This window comes from Stenotrophomonas sp. B2 (assembly GCF_014947095.1).
Taxonomy (GTDB): domain Bacteria; phylum Pseudomonadota; class Gammaproteobacteria; order Xanthomonadales; family Xanthomonadaceae; genus Stenotrophomonas; species Stenotrophomonas maltophilia_P.
This window is the reverse complement of record NZ_JADCQA010000003.1, coordinates 138,555-160,308: the sequence shown is the minus strand read 5'-3', so window position 1 is coordinate 160,308 and position 21,754 is coordinate 138,555. Positions and strand designations below refer to the sequence as shown.

The following is a 21,754-nucleotide window of genomic DNA, read 5'->3' as shown; positions in this document are numbered from 1 at the left end:
TTTCCGTGTCGTCGCCAGCAGGGCATGGCGGTGATCGTCGCGATGCTGGTGGTCGCACTGGTGGCGGTGATCGCGACCGCGCTGCTGACCCGCCAGGCCGCGCAGCTGCGTGCGCTGCGTGGCGACCAGCTGCGGGCGCAGGTACGCATGGCCGTGGATGCCGCGCTGGAGCGCGCGGGGCAGCAGCTTCGTGACGACGCGCGCGAGCAGCTGACCACCGTGCGCGACGGTCGCTGGGCACGGCCGGTGCAACTGGATGCGCCGCTGCCGGTGCGCCTGCAGATGGTGGACGCGCAGTCGCTGTTCAACCTGCGCAACCTGTTGTCGCAGGGCCAACCGGATGCGCAGGCGCGGCAGGCCTTCGTGGCGCTGTGCGTGGAGCAGGGGGTGTCTGCGGCCGCATGCAGCGGTGCCGCGGACCAAATCCAGGCACGGCTGCGCGACGGTGATCGCGCCGCGCAGGCGCCCCTGCCGCGCGAAGCCCTGATCGGGCAGGCGCTGGCCGGTGCCGAGCCACGCGCCGTCCGGGCGTTGTCCCGGCGCACGGTGGTGTTGCCGGCGCAGACGCTGGTCAACGCCAATACGACTGACCTGGCCGTGCTGCAGGCGGTTGCACCCGGCGCTGATCCGGGCCGGCTGCGGGCGCTGGTGGACGAGCGCGACGGCGGCCGCTGGCTGCTCAACCGCGGTGATATCGCCAACCGCCTGCAGGTGAGCAGCGAGCAGATGTCGGTGATGCCGCTGGGCATCCACAGCGAATGGTTCCTGGCGGTCGGACAGGTCCAGGCAGACGACCGCGACGTCGATTTCCGCGCGTTGATCTGGCGTGAGTACCGCGATGACAGCGTGCGCGTGCAGCGTGTATGGACGAGGATCGGCGCATGAGCGTGCAGCTGCGGGTGCGCCTGCCGGCGCTGGATCGACTGCAGGCCGACAGCCGGGTGGAGTGGGCGCAACTGCAACGCGGTGACGTGGCGGCGCATGGCTGCGAGGCGCTATCGGCGCTGGGACAGCGCCATCCGCAGGCACAGGTGCACGCCTGCCTCGATCCGCATGACCTGATCCTGCTGGAACTGCAGCTGCCGCCGCTGTCAGGTCGCCGGCTGCAGGCCGCGCTGCAGGGCGAGGTGGAGGCGATGCTGCTGGACGACCTGCAGGATGTTGCGCTGGCCAATGGGCCGCAGGCGGCTGACGGGACCGTGCCGGTGGCATGGCTGGGCCAGCAGGCCGTGGCCCAGGCGCAGCAGCTGCTGGCGTCGTGCGGCCTGAGCCTGCAGGGGCTGTACCCGACGCCGCTGCTGCTGCCGTGGACGGAGGGGCGGGCCACGCTGGAGGCGAAGGGCGAGCACCTGCTGGTACGCAGCGGGCGCGACCGCGGCTTCGTGCAGTGGAGTGGCGGGCGCGACGTGGCAGGCGTGCTGCAGGCAACCTCCCTGCGCCTGCAGCAGGCCGGCGTGCAGGCCGTGCAATGGGTGCATGCGGTGCCCTCGGGTTGGCCCGTACACCTGCAGACCAGCACAGTGGCCGCGGGCAGCGAGGCCAGCGGCCCGCTGCCGGCATGGGCACTACCGCTGCAGCGCGGCGGACGACGCCTGCCACGAGTGGCGATCGGGCTGGCACTGGCGGCCGGGGTGCTCGCCGCGACGGGCCTGCAGTTGCAGGTCTCGCGCTGGCGCGGCGAAGGTGAGGCGTTGCAGCGGGAAATGACGCGGCAGTTCAGCGCGCAGTATCCGGAAATCACCGAGGTACTGGATCCGGTCCTGCAGGCACGGCGTGCGTTGGCCGCACCGGTGCAGACGGCTCCACTGCCGCGGATACAGCAACAGGTCGCGCTGGCATTGCAGGCGGTTCCGGAGCTGGCCGGCCGCGTTCGCGGCATGGACTACACGCCCGGCGCGCTTGAACTGGAACTGGACGCCGATGCGCAGGCGCTGGCCGATGATGCGCAGCATCTGGAACGATGGCAGCAGGCGGCGCAGGCGCAGGGCCTGCAGCTGGTCCGCCAGGGCGGTGGCCGCCTGCGGCTGAGCACCGGGGGCAGCCGATGAGGGTACGGACTGCGTGGATGGAAGGCGGCATCGCGGCGCTGTCGCAGTGCTGGCGGCGCCTGCAGCTACGCGAACGCGTCATGCTGACGACGATGGTGGGTGCACTGCTGGCCGCTGCGCTGTGGGCATTCTGGCTGGAGCCCCTGCTGAAGCAGCGCAGCTACTGGCAGGTTGAGCTGCCGCGCCTGCAGGCACAGATGCGGGCACTGGCGCCCTTGCTGGACGCGCGCGAGCGCCAGCGCCTGGCCCGGGAGCAGCGGCCGACATTGACCAGCCTGCGTTCGCGGATCGCCGCCGCCGGCCTTGCCGATGCCGTGCGGGTCGACGCGCGCGAGGGACGCTGGCACCTGCAGGTGCAGTCGGTGCCCGCCGATGTGCTCTGGAACTGGCTCCTGCCGCTGCTGGCCGACCCGACCATCGAACTGCAACGACTGCAACTGCAACGCACAGGGGACGCGGATATGCCGGCGGCACGTATTTCAGGAAGCATCGTGATGAAGGCCGTTGCGGGTGAGCTTCGATGAGGTCGATGCACGGTCTTGCCTGTGGCGCGGTGCTGGCTCTGGTCGTGGGGATGGTCCACCTGCCCGCGCCGGCATGGGCGCAGGATGCCAGCGACGAGCCGGTGCAGTTGAATCTGGTGGATACCGATATCGGTGGCGTGCTGCGGATGGCGGCGCGTTTCACCGGCCGCCAGTTCCTGATCGATCCACGCGTGACCGGCAAGATGACGGTGGTATCGGATGGGCCTGTCAGTCGCGCGCAGGCCTATCAGCTTCTGCTCGGCGCACTGCGCATGCGTGGCTTCGCCGTGGTCGAGAACGGTGGCATCAGCCGGGTCGTGCCACAGGCCGATGCCAAGCTGCTGGGCGGCCGGGTAGGCGGCGGAGCGGCAGGTGGAGAGGTTGCCACACGGACCTTCGCGCTGCGTTACGAGAATGCGGCCGCACTGGTCGCGGTGCTGCGGCCGATGATCAGTCCGGACAACCCGATCACCGCCAACGCGGGCAACAATACTCTGGTCATCACCGACTATGCCGACAATCTGGAACGCATCGCGCGGGTTATCGCCAGCGTGGACACCCCGGCTGGCATGGACACCGACGTGGTCAAGCTGCAGCAGGGGATCGCCGTGGATGTGGCCGCGATGGTCGCACCGTTGCTGGATGCGCAGGGCGCCGAGCCGGGCCAGAAGGTGGTGGTGATGGCCGATCCGCGCAGCAACAGCGTGCTGCTGCGCTCCAGCAGCCCGGGGCGCACGCGGTTGGCACGCCAGCTGGTGGAGAAGCTGGACCGGGCACAGGACGAGTCCGGCAACCTGCATGTGGTCTATCTGCGCAATGCACAGGCCACGCAGCTGGCGGGCGTGCTGCGCGGCGTGGTGGCCGGGCAGAGCGACGCGCAGGCGATGGGCAGCAGCGAGGGCATCACGCCGCTGCCTGGCGGGTCCGCTCGCAGCGCGCCGACGCAGCCGCAGCCGCAGCAGGCCGGGGCCACGGGCAATGCGCTGCCGTCGCAGCGGCTCGATCCGGACCGGCGCGACCCCGCTGATGCCGGCAGCAGTGGCTTCAGCCAGAACGGCATCTCCGTACAGGCCGATGTCGCTACCAACACGCTGCTGATCTCGGCGCCGGAGCCGGTGTACCGCAACCTGCGTCGGGTGATCGACCAGCTCGACCAGCGGCGCGCGCAGGTGCTGGTGGAAAGCCTGATCGTGGAAGTCAACCAGACCGATGCCGCTGAACTGGGGGTGCAGTGGATGTTGGGCAATGGCCGCACGTTCGCAGGCACCCACTTCGGTGGTGCGACCGGCGGCAGCGGCCTCAATGGCGCGGCGCGCACCACGCTGGACGTGCTGCCGCGCGATGGCCTCAACGTGGGCGTGATCGATGGCACCATCACGCTGCCGGGCGTGGGCCAGATCCTCAACATGAAGGCACTGGCCAACGCGCTGCAGAGCAAGGGCGGTGCCAACATCCTGTCCACGCCGAACCTGATGACGCTGGATAACGAGGCCGCCAGCATCATGGTCGGCCAGACCGTCCCATTCGTCAGCGGCCGCTATGTCACCGACGGCGGAGGTGGCAGCAACAATCCGTTCCAGACCATCGAGCGCGAGGACATCGGCCTGAAGCTGCGGGTGCGCCCGCAGATCTCCGAAGGCGGGACGGTGAAGCTGGACATCTATCAGGAAGTGAGCAGCATCGACGGGCAGAGCTCCAGCAGCGAGGGCATCATCACCAACAAGCGGGCACTGGACACCAGCGTGCTGCTCGACGACGGCCAGATCATGGTGCTGGGCGGCCTGCTCGAGGACAGCGTCAGCCACGGTCGCGACGCGGTGCCGGGCCTGGGCCGGATTCCGGTACTGGGCGCGTTGTTCCGCAGCGACACGCGCAGGCGCGCCAAGACCAACCTGATGGTGTTCCTGCGACCGCACGTGGTGCGTGACCCGGCGGCCGGCCAGCGCCTGACCCGCGATCGCTACGACTACATGCGCAACGCCCAGGCCGGTGCACAGCCGGTGCAGAGCTGGGCATTGCCGGCGCTGTCGGCGCCGCAGCTGCCGCCACAGGACCTGGGTACGCTCGGCCAGGGCAACGCGCGCGACGGCCAGGGGCGACCATTGCAGAACACCAGTCTGGCCGCCCTGTACCCGACCGGCGAGGGCACTGCGCAACATGTGCAGTTCGCGCAGGGCCTGGACCCCGCACGCGCCGCGCAGGCGGTGGCGCAGGTGCGGGCATTGGGGCTGCAGGCGTACGCAGAAGCCACACCCGGCGCAGCGGGTCAGCGCCTGCGGGTGCGACTGCCACGCGATCCGGCACAGCTGGACCCGGCCCTGCAGCAGCTGCGGGGGTTGGGATACACCCCGGAACTGGTGATCGGGCCGTGACCGTGGCCAACGATCTGCGATCACTGCCGTATGCCTGGGTGCGCAGCCACGGGGTGATGCTGGCCGACACGGGTGATGGGCCGGTCCTGCTGGGCACCGCCGAGACCCCGGCCTGGGCTGTCGCCGAGCTTCGCCGCCGGCATGGACCCCTGCCGTTCCAGCAACTGGACAGTGCGGCCTGGCAGCAGCGGCTGGGCGAACAGTATCGTGACGGCGGCGACGCCGCGGCGGTCGTCGGCGCGGCGGAGAGCGAAGTCGACCTTGACCGGCTGATGCAGGACATGCCGGAGATCACTGATCTGCTGGATGCACAGGATAACGCGCCGGTGATCCGCATGATCAATGCGCTGCTGGCACAGGCCGCGCGCGATGGCGCCAGCGACCTGCACATCGAGCCGTTCGAGACCCATTCGGTGGTCCGCTACCGTGTCGATGGCACGCTGCGCGACATGGTGCAGCCGCGGCGCGCCCTGCATGCCGCCCTGGTGTCGCGCATCAAGATCATGGCGCACCTGGATATTGCCGAGAAGCGCCTGCCACAGGACGGGCGCATCGCCCTCCGCGTAGGCGGCCGCCCGCTGGACATCCGCGTGTCCACCGTGCCGACCGGGCACGGCGAGCGCGCGGTGCTGCGCCTGCTGGAGAAGGATGCCGGCCGGCTGCAGCTGCAGCGCCTTGGCATGGCCGACGACACCCTGGCCACGTTCACCGGCCTGATCCGCCAGCCACACGGCATCGTGCTGGTCACCGGCCCGACCGGCAGTGGCAAGACCACCTCGCTGTACGCCGCGCTCGGCCAGCTCGACAGCAGCACCAGCAACATCCTCACCGTGGAGGATCCCGTGGAGTACGACTTCGCGGGCATCGGCCAGATCCAGGTCAATGCGCGTATCGGGATGACCTTCGGCACCGCGCTGCGCGCGATCCTGCGCCAGGATCCGGACACCATCATGATCGGTGAGATCCGCGACCTGGAAACCGCGCAGATCGCCGTGCAGTCGTCACTGACGGGTCATGGCGTGCTGGCCTCGCTGCATACCAACGATGCGATCTCGGCAGTGACCCGGCTGGCAGACATGGGGGTGGAGCCGTTCCTGCTGGCGTCTTCGCTGCGCGGTGTGCTGGCACAGCGGCTGGTAAGGCGCCTGTGCATGCAGTGCCGGCGCGCGGAGGTCGATGCCGACGGTCGCACGGTGTGGCGGGCAGTGGGCTGCATGGCCTGCGCACACAGCGGCTACCGTGGGCGAACCGGCATCCATGAGCTGTTCGTGGTTGATGATCGGGTGCGCGCGCTGATCCATGAAGGGCAGGGTGAGCCCGCGCTGCGCCAGGCGGCACGGGCCGCCGGCATGCGCAGCCTGCGCGAGGACGGCCAGCGTTGGGTCGACAGCGGGCTGACCACGCTGGAGGAAATCCTGCGCGTCAGCGGCGACGGTTGACGCGACGATGGCGCTGTTCGACTACCAGGCCGCCAACGCGCAGGGACGCATCGAAAAGGGCCAGCTGGATGCCGACAGTCCGCGTGGCGCGCGCCAGCTGCTGCGCGGGCGTGGGCTGACGCCCGTGCAGGTCAGCCCCGCGCGCGGCGCAGGCGGGGGCTGGGGAACACGCCGGCTTTCAGCGAGCGAACTGGCCTGGGCCACCCGCCAGCTGGCCAGCCTGCTCGCCGCCAGTCTGCCGCTGGAGGGCGCATTGAGTGCCGTCATCGAGCAGGCAGAGCGACCGCATGTGGCCCAGGCGCTGACCTCGGTGCGCGCCGATGTGCGTGCGGGTCAGCGCTTGACCGTGGCCCTGGCGGCCCGGCCGCGCGACTTCCCGCCGATCTATCGCGCCCTGGTCGGCGCCGGCGAGGACTCGGGCGACCTGGCGCGGGTGATGGAACGCCTGGCCGATTACATCGAGGAGCGCAATGCGCTGCAGGCCAAGGTGCTCACGGCGTTCATCTATCCAGCGGCGATCAGTCTGGTATCGGTGGCGATCGTGATCTTCCTGCTCAGCTATGTGGTGCCGCAGGTGGTGACAGCGTTCGTGCAGGCACGGCAGACACTGCCGATGCTGACCCAGGTGATGCTGGCCGCCAGCGCGTTCGTGCGCAGCTGGGGTGCATGGACAGCGCTGGGCATCGGCCTGCTGGTTGCGGCATGGCGGCTGGCGTTGCGCCGCACCGATCTGCGCCTGCGCTGGGATGCGATGCTGCTGCGCGTACCGGTGATGGGGCGCTTCGTGCTTGGCGTGAACAGTGCGCGCTTCGCCTCGACGCTGGCAATTCTGCTCGATGCCGGCGTGCCATTGCTGCGCGCGCTGGAGGCAGCGCGGCAGACACTGGGAAACACGCTGCTGGTGCGCTGCGCCGAGGATGTTGCCGCGCGCGTGCGTGAGGGCGCGGCACTGGGCGCTGCGTTGAAAGTGCAGAAGGTCTATCCGCCGATCCTGGTGCATCTGGTCACCAGTGGTGAAAAGACCGGCACACTTGCGCCCCTGCTGGATCGCGCCGCGCAGACCCTCTCGCGCGAGATCGAGCGGCGCGCGATGGCACTGACCGCACTGCTCGAGCCGACCATGATCCTGGTGATGGGCGGGGTGGTGCTGACCATCGTGCTGGCGGTGCTGATGCCGATCATGGAAATGAACCAGCTCGTGCAGTGACGGGCGTGCGGCGCACAGGCCACGCTTCTCCACACAATCCTCCATACCTTTTTTCGATCTTCCACAGGTTTCTTAAGCGGCCTGTCATCGGCACGGACGAGCATGAGCCTGTCGTCGCGGAGCGGGCTGGGAGGCCCTCAGCGACAGCAGGCGTGTAGTGACCGTTCCTCCCTTGGCGTTTCCCTTCGCAGCAAACCCTTCAGGAGAAGATCATGTACAAGTACAAGACTCTGGCCGCGCTGGTTGCCACCGCGCTGCTCGCCACTGCCGGCGCCGCGTCGGCGCAGACCGTTACCGGCGGTGGTGCATCGCTGCCGGCCGACCTCTACAAGGGACAGGCTGACAGCATCCTGCCGGCCAACTTCAGCTACGCCGTGACCGGTTCGGGCACCGGCAAGAAGGCGTTCCTGGAGAACAATTCGGCGCTGTTCTCGACCACCGGCACCGTGCATTTCGCTGGCAGCGACTCGGTGCTGAGCGCGACCGAACTGAGCACCTACACCACCAACTACAACCAGTCGACCAATGCCAACCGCTACGGCGCCCTGATCCAGGTGCCGTCGGTGGCCACCTCGGTGACCATCCCGTTCAACAAGCCGGGTTCGGCCGTCAACCTGAGCGTGGCGCAGATCTGTGGCGTGTTCTCCGGCGCGATCAGCGACTGGTCGACCATCGACGCCAACCGCAGCGGTCCGATCCGCGTGGTCTACCGCACCGAAAGCAGCGGCACCAGCGAAATGTTCACCCGCTTCCTGGCTGCCGCCTGCGCCGCTGAGCCGGCTGCGACCTCGAACCTGGTCGGCGGCACGTTCGCCGTGAAGTCGACCTTCGCCGACCTGTACAAGCGCGATGCCAACAACAACCTGCCGGCGTTCCTGGTTGCCGCGCCGGCCACGGGCGGCACCTCGCTGTACAACGCTGTCTATGCGGCGGATGGCCGCATCGGCTACGTCGGCCCGGACGTGATCCCGAGCCTGACCGATGCGACCAAGGTTGCCAAGGTCAAGGGCTTCTCGCCGGACCAGGTGAGCGTGCAGGCCACCCTGGATACCGTCGCTCCGCCGACCGGCACCGCTGCCGAGAACCCCGCCAACTGGGTGCCGGTGTTCGGCAACCCCTCGGCCGGCTATCCGATTGCCGGCTACACCAACCTGGTGATCGGCCAGTGCTACAAGGATTCGGCGGTTGCCACCAGCCTGCGCGGCTTCCTGGCCCGTCATTATCCGGCGACCTACCCGGCGGCCTACGAGGCGTCGATCACCGGCCATGGTTTCATCCCGCTGACCAAGGCCTGGCGCGATGCGATCCGCAACCGCTTCGTGCTGGCCAGCAGCGCAGCCGGCCTGAACAATCCCAGCACCTGTGCGGGCATCGGCCGTCCGCTGTAATCCGCAGCACCGCGTGAACCCTGTTTGACCCGGCGCCGGCCCCTGTGGCCGGCGTCGCCATTTCCGCCGTGCGGCGTGCAGCGCCATCGCCCGCTGCACGCTGTCGGCTTCATGTCATGCGAACCGTCTATCAGTGGCAGGGCATGCGTTGCGCGTGTCTCCGATCACCGCCGCCAGTGCGGTCCACCAGGTTGATGAGGTTACGATGTCGCACCCGCTCCCGTCCGCTGTTCATCCGGCCGCGCCGATGCGCCGCAATCATCCGATGGCCTGGGCCATCGCGGTCGCACTGGGAAGCGTGGTCGCCCCGGCCAGCCAGGCCCAGCAGGCGTTCAGCCCGGCCTGGTTCGCCGAGCGCGGCGCAGCGCAGGGCGCTGCCAGCCAGAGCGGGCGCATGCCCAACGGCGTGCCCATCCAGTTCCAGTTGCCGGCCCAGCAGCAGGATGCTGCGCGGCAGAAGCTGCAGCAGTCGATCGACAATCTCGGCACCGCCGCGCAGGCCATCGCCCTGCAGCAGCGCCTGCAGGATCAGGCGCGGCAATCGCGGCGGGAGGCCGGGTTCATCGTTGCCGACGGATTGGGCAGGGACGGGTTGAAGGTCGATGAGAATCCGTTGACCCGGGGCTGGATCAACGCCCGCGAGGCGATCCAGTCGCAGAGCAGCGACGGACGCGTCCAGGTCAGCATCGAGCAGACCGCGGACAAGGCGATCCTGAACTGGGAGACCTTCAATATCGGCGGCAACACCACGCTGAACTTCCTGCAGAACCCGGACTGGGCCGTGCTCAACCGGGTGAACGATCCGAATGCGCGGCCCAGCCAGATTCTCGGCCAGCTCACCGCGGGCGGCACCGTGTTCGTGGCCAACCGCAACGGCGTGGTGTTCGGCAACAACAGCCAGGTCAACGTCCGCAACCTGGTCGCGGCGGCGGCGCGCATCAGCGACGGCCAGTTCCGCGACACCGGGTTGTACAGCGCGGATACGAATACGGCGGCCCTGAGCGATGCCGTTGGCAAGGTGATGGTGGAGCGGGGCGCACGTATCGCGACCCACGAGCCGACCAGCGCCACGCGTGGCGGCGGTTACGTGCTGCTGGCGGGACACAGCGTGGAGAACGCCGGCCAGATCGAGGCGCGAAAGGGCCAGGTGCAGCTGGCTGCCGGCGACAGTTTCGTGATCCGGCGCGGCGTCGGCACCGCAGCCAATACCAGCTCCACCACGCGTGGCAATGAAATCGCGCCGCGCTTCATCCCCGACACTACCGCGGGCAGCGTGCGCAATACCGGCCTGCTGCGTGCCCGCGAGGGTGACGTGACCCTGGCCGGACGCAATGTCGAGCAGGCCGGCGTGGCCGTGGCCAGCACGACGCTCGCACAGCGCGGCACCGTGCATCTTCTGACCTCGGCCAGTGATACCGGCAGCACCGTCACGCTCGCCGATGGATCGACCACGGCGGTGCTGATCGAGGACGATGGCAAGGCCACGGCACTGGACACCCAGCGCGACAGCCTCATCAGGGAATCGGCAGAGCAGGATGCGATCCGCGCGGGTGCGCGCTCGGCAACCTTCGACAATCTCTCCCAGCACAACGACCGACGCGACCAGTCGCGGGTGGAGATCGTCTCCGGTGGCAACATCCATTTCCGCCCCGATTCGCTCACGGTTGCCACGGGCGGCCAGGTCATCGCCGACGCGGCGGCCCGCAGCTACGTCGACGATGCAGCACGCGTGGACGTGTCGGGTGCCGTGGGCGTGCAGGTCTCGATGGAAAGCAACAATGTCCAGATCAAGGTGCAGGGCAACGAACTGCGCGATGCGCTGGACAACCGCGACAGCGGCAAGCTGACCAGCAGCGAGGTCTGGGTCGACCGCCGCAGGCTCATCCACGTGCCAGCCGGAACCGGGGGCTACGACGGTGAGCGCTGGTATGCCGCAGGCGGCCTGCTGGAAGTGGGCGGCTACCTCGACAACCAGGGGCATTCGATCGGCGAATGGGCCGCGCAGGGAGGCACCGTCCTGCTGGGTGGCAGTGAAGTGATCACGCATGGTGGGTCAAGCATCAACCTTGCGGGTGGCAGCCTGGATGTGCAGAGCGGCGTGATCCGGCAGAGCTGGGTGCGCGGCGTGGATGGCCAGGTGTACCGCCTTGATGACGCACCGGCGGAGATGCTGTTCGACGGGGTGTACAACGGCCATGAGGTGAAACAGGAGCGCTGGGGCGTCACCGAGACGTTCCGCGATCCGGTCGTGTTCGCGGCGCAGCGTGTCGACAACGGGTATACGGTCGGCCGCGATGCAGGACGCCTGATCGTCTCCGCCCCGACGGCGGTGCTGGAGGGCCGTGTGGAGACCGCCACCTTCCAGGGCGCGCAGCAGAACCGCCGGCCTGATGCCGCACTGGACGGCTATGCACAGGCGCAGACGGCGGCAGCACGCAATGCGCAGCTCTACCTCGGGCGTTATGACGGCCAGGGCCGCAGCGGGGTGTTCGGTTCGGACGTGCGCGTGGATGACAAGGCGCCGAAGACGGCGGCGTGGTCACTGCTGGCACCGGTCGGGGAGGAGCGGCGCGACACGGTGTGGCTGGACATCGCAGAATTGAGTGCCCAGCAGTGGGGGCGGATCGATCTGGCGAGCGCCGATCGCATCAGCATTGACGGCCGTCTTCGGTTGCAGGCGGGCGGACAGCTGAACCTGATTGGCAGCGAGGTTGAACTGGCGGGCGACATCGGCATTGCCGGTGGCCAGCTGTCGGCGGGCAACCTGCTGGAGGTGCAGGGCAGGCCGACGGCACTGCTGCACGATGGCCGCGCACGCACCGTTATTGCCGACGGTACCTACATCGATCTTGCCGGTGAATGGAGCAACGCAGCGTTGGGAGAGCCACTGGATGCGGGTGGTGCCTGGACGGATGGCGGCCGCTTGAGCCTGAGCAACAGCCATGACGTGAGGGTGGGCGCGGGGGCGACGGTCGACGTCGAGGCCGGCGCCGCGCTGGACCTGCGCGGCAAGGGTCGTGTCGGCAAAGGGGGCAGCATCAGTCTGCAGGCGAACAGCAGCACGGTGGCAACGGACGGCAGCGGCCGGGTGCAGCTGGGCGAGGGCAGCCGGTTCAGTGGCCGTGGCCAGGGCAGCGGCACGTTCTCGCTGGGCACCGGTGGCCGGGTGCGGGTAGGCGATGCGGATCCGGCCGATGCAGCCGCGCTGCAGATCGATGCCGGCCTGTTTGGCAGCGGCTTTGCCCAGTACGACATCAATGGCCATCAAGGGCTGGAAGTTGCCGATGGCACGCAGCTGGCAGCGCGCATGCCGGGCCTTCGGATCACCGCCGACGCGCGCGCCGCGACGGACCGGAAGGACGCACTGGAGCGCTGGCTGGCACCGCTCTACAGTGCCGATCCGATGAGCGGGCTGGTCCGCCAGCGCAGCGGTGCCAGCGTGAGCCTGCGCTCGGATCGCAACAGCGTCGGCGGCGACCTGCGGGTGGGCAAGGCCGCACTGATCGAGGTCGACCCGGGGCAGGCGATCTCCCTGCTCGGCGCCGGCAACATCGACGTGGAAGGTACGCTGCGTGCGCAGGGGGGACGCATCAGCATCGACGATGTGCGCCTGCCGACCACGCTGTATGCCGGGCAGCGGAGCGAACGGACCTGGCGGTTCGCCGACGGTGCGCTGCTGGATGCCAGCGCGGATGCGGTGTCACTGGCCGATGCCGGTGGCCGCCTGCAGGGACAGGTGCGGGCCGGCGGGCGCATCGAGATCGGCGGCGCGCTCGACTGGGAGAGCTCTGCGTCGGTGGACAACCGTCCGCCTGAAGCCTTCGTCGTGCTCGAGCGTGGCGCGCAGCTGCGGGCAGCAGGCGCCTCGGCGCCGCTGGATGTCGACGGGAAGGGACGGACCCGGGTGGACAGCGACGGCGGGCAGATCGTGCTGCGTTCGGCCAACGCGCTGTACCTGGACGGCGCAATGGATGCCTCTGCCGGCGGCAGTAGCGCGCGTGGCGGCACCTTGGGCGTAGCCTTTGGTGGCAGCGTTCATGCGCGCGGTGCGAGCGAGGAGGTACTGCGCGCGCGTGGCATCACGCTCAGCCAGCGCAGCCCGGTCGACGCGGTGCTGCCGGACCGGCTGGAGTACGGGCACGCGGCGCTGTCGGTGGAGCAGATCCAGGCCGGTGGCTTCGACACCCTGTCCGTGTTCGGTGACGTCCGCGCGGAGGGCGATGTCGACCTGCGCATGGGCCAGAGCCTGCGCATCTACGGACAGGGGCAGTCAAGCCTCGGCATGGCCGTGGCAGCACCGCAGTCCAGCGGCATTTCGCTGAGTGCTCCGCACCTGCTGCTGGCACAGTCGCACTGGCAGTCGCTGCCGGGTGAGAACCTGGTGGTTACCGATACCGTGGCGTCGGCCGCGGAAGGCGACCACGTGCTGTCGGCGAGGGCTGATCTGATCGACATCCGTGATGTCACCTGGCTGCCCGGCTTCAACCAGGTCGTGCTGGACAGCCGCAGCGACGTGCGGCTGCTCAACGCGGTGTCCAACGGCGGATCGATCAGTGCGTTGATGGCGAGCGGGTCGATGGACGTGAGTGCCGCCCGCCTGTACCCCACCTCCGGTGCGACGGGCTATCTGGTCGCGGGTGCGTCTGCGGCGACCGTGGCGACGCCCGGATACTGGTCAGATCCGGATGCGGTGCTGCGCATCCGGGGTACCGGCACGGCGGCGGCCACTCCGCCGGAGTCAGCGCTGGGCGCGTTGCAGCTGGTGGCAGCGACCGTGCAGCAGGGCGGAAACGTGCAGGCGCCGATGGGGGCGCTGCAACTGGGCGGCCTGATCCTGGGCGGCACACGTGCCAGCCGGGTGGAGCTGTTGCCGGGCAGCATCACCTCCACCAGTGGCGCAGGTCTGGCGCTGCCCTACGGCGGTACCGTGGACGGCGTGTCGTGGAGAAGAGGCAGCAGCAGCCTGGAATCACTGACGCCGGGTGGCATTGCGTCCAAGGGCGTGACCGTAACCGCCAACGATGTGGATGTGCATGCCGGTGCGCTGCTGGACGTGTCAGGTGGCGGCGAACTGACCGGCGCGGCATTTGTCTCAGGCCGCGGTGGCTCCGTCGACGTGCTGCGCACTGCGCTGGCCGATGCCAACCCGCGCTATGCGTTCAGTGCCTCCGGCAACCCGGTGTACGCGATTGTGCCGGGACGTGCCGGCAGCTTCGCACCCAGCAGTGATGATGGCTTCTCTGCTCCAGCGGTGGGCCAGCAGATCACCGTACCCGCCGGCGTTCCCGGCCTGCCTGCGGGGACCTACACATTGCTGCCGGCCAGCTTCGCGCTGCAGCCGGGTGCATTCCGCGTCGAACTGGGCGCGACGGGAACCTCCGGCGTACCGCAGCCGATCCAGACCGGCACCGGGACCTGGCGCGTGTCCGGCCAGCAGGGATCGGCACTGGGTGGGGTGGCGTCGCCGCTGCTCACCGACATCCTGCTGACGCCGGCGGCGGTGGTGCGCCGGCATTCCGGCTACAACGAAACCAGCTACAACAGCTTCGTGCAGGCCACCGCCGACCGTCGTGGCGAGGCGCGCGGCTGGCAGACCATCGATGCGCTGGGGCTGACCCTGGCACTGGGTGAAGGCGCTGGCCGCGAGGGAACCGCGGCCATCGACTTCGCCGGCACGGCGCGCTTCTCCGCGGCCAATGAAAAGGGACGCGGCGGCACCCTGTTCGCCACGCTCGCCAGCCCGGCCGTGGGTTCGCTGGAGATCGCTGCTGCCGGCAGTCCGTCGCAGGCGCACGATCGTGGCGCGACCTTCACCGACGACGCACTGAATGCGCTGCGGCCGGAACGCATGGTGATCGGCGGACAGTTCAATGAGACGGCTTCGCTGGTGGCGGTGTCCGGCGCGGTGCGCGATGTGGCGATTCGCTCCGGTGCGACCCTGCAGGCGCCGGAGATACTGGTGGCTGCGGCGTCCGGTGGCAGCGGCATCCTGGTCGAAGCCGGGGCGACACTCGATACCTTGTCTTTCGCACGCGACACCGCGTCCGCGCCGACCGTGCCCTATCAGGTCAATGGCGGCCTGCTGGCCGTCTCGAACCAGCGCCTGAACCTGATCACCGGTACGACCGGCGTGGCGGCAGGGCCGGTCGCGATCGACATCGGCGGCTGCCAGACGGACTGCGAAGGCGAGGCACGGCTGGTATCCGATGGCAGCATCGGGGTGGCCACCGATGGCGTGCTGCAGATGCGCGATTCCGCCCGTTATGGCACGCGCCAGCTGGGCGTGAGCATGGCGGCGCTCAACCTCGGCAGCGCCGAGGCGATCGCGCAGGCAGCGGCCGCAGGGGCGTTGCCAAATGGCATGACCATGAACCAGTCCGTGCTGCAGCAGCTGCTGCGCGGCAATGATGCCACCGGCGCACCGGCGCTGGATACGCTGAGCCTGGTCGCACGCGATTCGGTCAACGTGTTCGGCAGTGTCGACCTGGACGCGCGCGACAGTGCCACCGGCCGCGGTGGCCTGCAGACGCTGGTGCTGGGCGCGCAGGCCATCCATGGCTATGGTGCGGCGAGCGACCGTGCGCGCATCCTGGTGGACACACTGGTCTGGGACGGTTCGCTGGCGGCGACGCAGGCACCGGGCAGCGATGCGTCGGCGCCGCCGGCCGATCCCATGGTGGACCGGCTCGGCGCGGGGCAGCTGGATATCGTCACCCGCAACCTGCAGCTGGCGCGCGCGCCGTTCAGCCGTCCCAGCTCCGAGGTGCCCGCGAGCCGCCAGATACTCGGCTTCAGCGCGCTCAACCTCAGCGCATCCGGGCAGCTGCTGTTTTCCGCGCAGGGCACGCTGGACGTGTACCAGCAGCGCGGTGACTATCTCGCGGACAAGGGCTGGCAGTACAGCGGTGGCAGCATCGGCATCGACACGCCGCTGCTGACAGCCGATCCCGGTGCGCAGCTGCGGGTGCGGACCGGCGGCGACTTCCGTCTGCAGGGCGGCCGCGGCACGACCGGCGGCGACGCGCTGGGCAGCGAACTGAGCATCGATGCGCAGCGGATCGCGCTGGACAGCACGATCGCACTGGCCTCCGGCCGCCTGTCAGTGAACGCGCGCGACGGCATCGCGCTCGGCGGCCAGGCGGCGCTGGATCTGGCGGGACGCAGGGTTACGCTGTACGACGTGGACAGGTACAGCTGGGGCGGCGACGTGCTGCTGTCCAGCGATGCGGGTGACGTCAGCACTGATGCCGCCTCACGCATCGATCTGTCGGCGCGCAACAACCGCGGCGGACGGCTGACGGTGAACGCCCTGGCCGGGCGGGCCGATCTGGCCGGTGGCATCGAGGGGGCTGCCAGTGGCCGTTACGACGCAGGTGGCACCGTGGTGCCTTACGACGGCGCAGACATCGTGGTTCGCGCCGGCACGTTGCAGGACTTCGCAGGCCTGAACCAGCGCTTGAACGCGGGCGGTGTCACCGGCGGGCGCACGTTCCGGATCGGTGAGGGTGATCTGCTGATCGGTGACGAGGTGAAGGCGCGCAGGGTCGACATCAGCCTCGACGCAGGCAGCCTGCGCGTAGCGGGGCGCATCGACGCCAGCGGCGAACAGGTCGGTGCGATCCGCCTGTACGCACGTGACGGTCTGCAGGTGGAGGGAACGCTGGATACGCATGGCACCGGCCTGCGCGTGGACAGCCAGGGCAAGATCATCGACAGCCCGAACCGGGCCACGATCGAACTGGGCAGCGCCGCCGGCGGGATCGACATCGGCGCCGGCGCTCATCTGGACCTGCGCGCGGGGACGGCTGTGGCGGTGGGCGGCGGCCGCGGGCAGAACGACGGCGTGGCCCGCGGCACCCTGAAGATCGATGCGCCCCGCATCGGCGGCAACGATGCGGCGATAGCGGTCGCCAACGGTCTGCGCGTCGAAGGTGCGGCCGATATCCAGGTCAATGCGGTGCGACGCTATGAGGACGCGCCCTTGGCGGACACTGTCGACGTCAACGGCAACCGCGCGCAGCGCGTCACCCAGCAGTGGCTGGACCAGATCGTCGATCCGGACAACCGCGCGTGGATGGACGGCGCGCTGGCCAATGCGGATCTCCGACAACGCACGGCTGCGCTGGGCACGCATCGCCTGCGCCCCGGCGTGCAGGTCCTCGCCCGCCGCAGCGAGGCCAATCCCGGAGGTGACCTGACCGTATCCGGTGACATCGACCTGTCCGGCTACCGCTATGGGCCTGAGGCCGATCGCAATGATCCGGCGCGGCGCGGCTTCGGCGAGTCGGCGTCGCTGGTGCTGCGCGCGGAGGGCAACATCAACGTGCACGGCAGCATCAACGATGGCTTCGCGCCGCCACCGGCCAATCCGGACGAGGCAGGATGGCAGTTGCATGAGAGCCGCAACGGCACCGCCGGTCACACGCCGTTCGGCGGCGATCTGGTGGTGCCGGTGGAGGGCGTGAAGCTGCAGCCCGGTACGGAGTTCCAGGCTGGTACCCGCCTGAACTATGACGTGCCGGTCGAATCGGTAACGCTTCCGGTCGGTACCGTGCTGCCCGCGCCGATGGTGATCTCGCAGAACCTGCGCCTGCCCGCGGGCACGGTGCTGGGTGCGGCGGTGACCACCGACTCCGGGCAGACGCTGGCGGCGGGCACCGTGCTGCAGGAGCCGCTGGTGCTGGCGGCCGGTGCGCGACTGGGGGCTGGCTTCCGCCTGCGCAGCGATGTGCAGATGGCCGCCCAGGACTGGCCGGCCGGTGCGATGCTGCCGGTGACCCTGCGCCTGGCACGGGAAGTCGAGCTCAAGGTAGGCGCGTACATTCCATCGCTGACCAAGGTGGAGCTGCCCGGCGACGCATCGGTGAACCTGCGTCCTGCCGACGCCAACGGCAACCAGGGACGCAACTGGGCGCTTGCCCCGATGCTGGCCGAAGGTACGACATCGTGGGACATGACACTGGTGGCGGGGGCTGACAGCGACGCCGCGGATCCGCGTTCGCGACGCTGGGGAAGCGACGGCAGCGTGGTGCTTGCCGATACCCATCAGGGCTCGGTCGGCACCGTGACGACCGAGATCATCTGGGTGGGCGACCGGGTCCTGACCGAACAGGCGTCACTGGACTGGATGGGCGACACCTCCTATGCCGGCCGTCCGATTTCCGAGCTGGCAGACATGTTCGGCTTCAGCGAGGATGAGTTCTGCGCGCTTTCCGATGGCTACTGCGGCCCCGCGCCGCGACAGGTCGCCGCGCAGGGTTCGCTGGACTTCTGGGGCGATGAATCCTACGTCGGCACGCCGGCAAAGGACTTCGCCGAGCTGCTGGGCATGACCGAGGACGAATTCTGCGGAATGGCACCGGACTACTGTGCCGGCGGTGGCACCCAGACCGAGGTCACCACCTATGGCAAGCGCGCCGGTACACCGGCCTGGAGTGTCCTGCGCACCGGCAAGGGCGACCTGGAACTGCTCGCGGCGGGCGACGTTGCGATGAAGTCCGGGTTCGGCGTCTATACCGCCGGTACGCCCAGCTCACTCGGCGAGGGCCGTGACGCCGCGTTTGATTCACCGCGCGCGGCGGCGCCCTGGAACACCGCGCTGCTGGGTGAGAACCTGGTGCCGGGCAGCTATGACGCCGCAATCGCGGGATACCAGGCCTGGTATCCCGATCATGGCGGCAACCTCCGCGTCGAAGCCGGGCGCGATATCGTCGGTGATGTCTGGACCGCGCGCGCCGAGTCGGGCAGCAGTGAACGCGATCAGGCGCAATACTCCAGTGCCGCGGTCGGCAACTGGCTGTGGCGGCAGGGGACCGGCAGCACGACCGGCGTGGAGCCGGTGCCGACCAGCTGGTGGGTGAATTTCGGTACGTACACCAACGTGTCGGCCATCGCCGGCAGTACCCCGCGGATGGTGGGCTTCACCGGCTTCGGCACATTGGGCGGTGGCAACCTGATGTTGGAGGCCGGGCGCCACGCCGGCGTACGCGATGCGATGGGTGACGCGCTGGGCTCGCTGACGGCGCCGCATTCGAGTGCAATCATCGCTGCCGTGGGATCGACCGGCCGTGTCAGTGATGGCCAGCTGCACCTGACCGGTGGCGGTGACCTGCAGCTGCGCATCGGTGGCGCGCTGAACCCGAATCTGCAGGCGACGATCTCCAGCCTCAATCCATCGAGAGCCGCACAGAATCTCGACCTCAACGGTACCTTCAGCAACCTGCGTGGCAGCCTGCTGCTCGACGCGGGCCGCATCGGTGCAATGGGTGTCACCCTGGACAGCTACGCGACGCTGGGCCAGCTGCGTGCAGCCGATCTGTTCGCCGCCGACGCCGCTCGCCCGATGGGCGGCCCGGTGCTGGTGCTGGGCGATGCGGTCGCGCAGCTGCAGGCGCGGGGTGATGTGGTGCTCGGCGGCGTCGCCGATGCCGGCCGGGTTCCACTGGCCAACTACAGCACGGTGGTGCAGGACAACGGCAGCCGCGCTGCGGGCAGCACCTGGTTCTCCCTGTGGACCGCCAACACAGCCGTGGATCTGTTCAGTGCCGGTGGTGACCTCGCGCCGGGCCTCGCCGGGCCGGAGAACGTGACCGGCAGCAATCTGTGGCCCGAGCAGGTTGCGCTGGCACCGGGCAGCCGGGAGGAGCTGTTGAACTACTGGCTCTATCCTTCGCGCTTCAGCGCCGTTGCCGCCCAGGGTGACATCAAGCTGGACCGGATCAGTGCCGTGACGGGGACGCAGGATGTGATCCTGCTGGCGCCCTCGGCTACCGGGCGGTTGGACGTCCTGGCCGGCGGCAGCATCTTCGCCCGCAGCGGCGCGACCCAGATCACGCGCTCGGGCGCGGATGCGCGCATGCCGGGGCCGTTCGACCCCGCATTCGTTGCCGAGCAACGCGATGCCAGCGGTAATGTGACGCGCCCGCGGCACAACCTGTCGGTCGATGGCAACATCGCCTCGCCGGAGGCATCGCTTCCGCTGTTCGCGTTCGGCCCCGGTACGCCGTTGTCCACGGTCTCCGCGGCACTGGCACCAAGCCGCTTCTACGCCGTGCAGGGCGACATCATCGGCCTGGCGACAGGCGCCCAACGCACGCTCGACGGCACCGCCTGGCAGCGCACGCAGCTGAACTGGTTCGAGGCAGCAGGCGCGGTGCAGCTGCGGGCAGGGCGGGACATCCTCGGCGTGTCGATGACCGCGTTGAACAGCGCGCCCACCGATATCACGGTGGCGGCGGCGGGACGTGACATCGTGCATCTGGACGCGACGATCGCCGGCCCCGGCAACGTCGAGATCAGTGCCGGCCGTCAGCTGCGCCAGGAGGAGGCGGGCAGCATCGTCAGCCTCGGTGGCATCGTGCAGGGTGACACCCGTCCGGGTGCCAGCATCGCGCTGACGGCCGGCAACCAGCAGATCGATTTCGCCGCCCTGCGTGCCCGCTATCTGGATCCCGCAAACCTGGCCGATCCCGCGCAATCGCTTGCGTCGCAGCCGGGCAGGGCAGTCAAGGTCTACGACCAGGAACTGAAGCAGTGGCTGCAGCAACGCTTCGGCATGGCCGCCGATGGCGAGGCAGCGCTGGCTGCGTTCGATGCGTTGCCGCAGGAACAGCAGCGCATCTTCCTGCGGCAGATCTACTACGCCGAGCTGCGCGAAGGCGGACGCGAGTACACCGATGCGGAAGGGCCGCGCTTCGGCTCCTATCTGCGCGGGCGCGAGGCCATCGCCACGCTGATGCCGGACAGGAATGCGGCCGGTGCGACGATCGACCGAACCGGCGATATCGTGATGTACGGTGGCTCCGGTGTGCGCACCGAGGCGGGCGGCAACATCGAACTGATGGCACCGGGAGGCCAGATCGTGGTGGGTGTACAGGGGGTGGTGCCGCCTGCCAGTGCCGGCCTCGTCACCCAGGGGCAGGGCGATATCCGCCTGTTCAGCCAGGACAGCGTGCTGCTGGGCCTGTCGCGGGTGATGACCACGTTCGGTGGCGACATCCTGGCGTGGTCGGAGCAGGGCGACATCAATGCGGGTCGCGGCTCGCGCACCACGCTGTTGTACACACCGCCACGGCGCGTCTATGACACCTGGGGCAATGTGATCCTGTCGCCCCAGGCGCCGGCCAGTGGTGCGGGCATTGCCACCCTCAATCCGATCGCGGAAGTCGCGCCGGGCGATGTGGATCTGATCGCGCCGCTGGGCACCATCGATGCGGGCGAGGCGGGCATCCGTGTCTCGGGCAACATCAATCTGGCCGCGCTGCAGGTACTCAATGCGGCCAACATCCAGGTGCAGGGAGACAGCAAGGGCCTGCCGGTGCTGGCGTCGGTGAACGTCAACGCGCTGGCTTCGGCCAGCGCCGCCGCCAGCAGTGCCAGCCAGGCGGCGCAGGATGTGATCCGCAAGAGCCAGGAGGATGCCCGGCGCAACCAGCCTTCGGTGATCAGCGTGCAGATCCTGGGCTTCGGCAACGCCAGCAGCAGCATCAACCCGCCGGCACGCGGCACGACCGCGGCCAGCGGCTACGACGTAGACAGTGCTTTCCAGTTCCCGCAGGCCCGCGAACCGCAGGCGCGTGGAGAGGGTGGCACACAGCGTCGATAGTTGCCGGGGGTGATCCACGCGGTGCGTGGCGATCCGCAATCGGGCCCGCTGCCACGGAGCGGTGGCGGCCCCCGCCAGGACGGCACGGAGGGCAGGGAGCAGCCATCGGCGGTGAGGAGCACCCACAGGCGCCACCGGGCGCGGGACAGCGCCCGTTGGCCGGGATGGCGGA

8 protein-coding genes are annotated in these 21,754 nt (G+C 69.3%); all 8 read left to right on the top strand.

The window, feature by feature from the left end:
- Positions 1–24 precede the first annotated feature (24 nt).
- Positions 25–885 carry a type II secretion system minor pseudopilin GspK gene (gspK, locus tag IMX13_RS04460; RefSeq protein WP_193395938.1) on the top strand — a complete coding sequence of 287 codons (861 nt, stop codon included), beginning with the start codon at positions 25–27 and terminating at the stop codon, positions 883–885.
- The gene (gene gspL, locus IMX13_RS04455; RefSeq protein ID WP_193395864.1) at positions 882–2,048 is read left to right on the top strand and encodes a type II secretion system protein GspL; all 1,167 of its coding nucleotides are present in this window, start codon (positions 882–884) and stop codon (positions 2,046–2,048) included. Before gspK ends, gspL begins: the two co-directional genes overlap by 4 nt.
- Positions 2,045–2,572 (top strand): type II secretion system protein GspM, encoded by a 528-nt coding sequence (gspM, locus tag IMX13_RS04450; protein ID WP_193395863.1) that lies wholly within the window; start codon positions 2,045–2,047, stop codon positions 2,570–2,572. The genes gspL and gspM overlap by 4 nt, the downstream gene beginning before the upstream one ends.
- Positions 2,569–4,944, top strand: coding sequence for a type II secretion system secretin GspD (gene gspD, locus IMX13_RS04445; protein ID WP_193395862.1), 2,376 nt, complete (start codon positions 2,569–2,571; stop codon positions 4,942–4,944). The genes gspM and gspD overlap by 4 nt, the downstream gene beginning before the upstream one ends.
- 2 nt (positions 4,945–4,946) lie before the next feature.
- Complete coding sequence (gene gspE, locus IMX13_RS04440; protein WP_343238002.1) at positions 4,947–6,383, top strand: type II secretion system ATPase GspE; 1,437 nt, start codon at positions 4,947–4,949, stop codon at positions 6,381–6,383.
- Positions 6,384–6,390: 7 nt separating this feature from the next.
- Entirely contained in the window at positions 6,391–7,590 is a 1,200-nt protein-coding gene (gspF, locus tag IMX13_RS04435) for a type II secretion system inner membrane protein GspF (protein ID WP_128988248.1), read from the top strand.
- A gap of 212 nt (positions 7,591–7,802) precedes the next feature.
- Positions 7,803–8,978, top strand: a complete 1,176-nt coding sequence (locus tag IMX13_RS04430) for a substrate-binding domain-containing protein (protein WP_053516316.1) — start codon at positions 7,803–7,805, stop codon at positions 8,976–8,978.
- A gap of 205 nt (positions 8,979–9,183) precedes the next feature.
- The gene (locus IMX13_RS04425) at positions 9,184–21,582 is read left to right on the top strand and encodes a filamentous haemagglutinin family protein (RefSeq protein WP_193395861.1); all 12,399 of its coding nucleotides are present in this window, start codon (positions 9,184–9,186) and stop codon (positions 21,580–21,582) included.
- Positions 21,583–21,754 lie beyond the last annotated feature (172 nt).

What these genes read in the sequence shown, in the direction of transcription:
- gspF (WP_128988248.1), top strand. Translation starts at nt 6,391, where the DNA reads ATGGCGCTGTTCGACTACCAGGCCGCCAACGCGCAGGGACGCATCGAA.
- IMX13_RS04425 (WP_193395861.1), top strand. Translation starts at nt 9,184, where the DNA reads ATGTCGCACCCGCTCCCGTCCGCTGTTCATCCGGCCGCGCCGATGCGC.
- gspL (WP_193395864.1), top strand. Translation starts at nt 882, where the DNA reads ATGAGCGTGCAGCTGCGGGTGCGCCTGCCGGCGCTGGATCGACTGCAG.
- gspM (WP_193395863.1), top strand. Translation starts at nt 2,045, where the DNA reads ATGAGGGTACGGACTGCGTGGATGGAAGGCGGCATCGCGGCGCTGTCG.
- IMX13_RS04430 (WP_053516316.1), top strand. Translation starts at nt 7,803, where the DNA reads ATGTACAAGTACAAGACTCTGGCCGCGCTGGTTGCCACCGCGCTGCTC.
- gspD (WP_193395862.1), top strand. Translation starts at nt 2,569, where the DNA reads ATGAGGTCGATGCACGGTCTTGCCTGTGGCGCGGTGCTGGCTCTGGTC.
- gspK (WP_193395938.1), top strand. Translation starts at nt 25, where the DNA reads ATGGCGGTGATCGTCGCGATGCTGGTGGTCGCACTGGTGGCGGTGATC.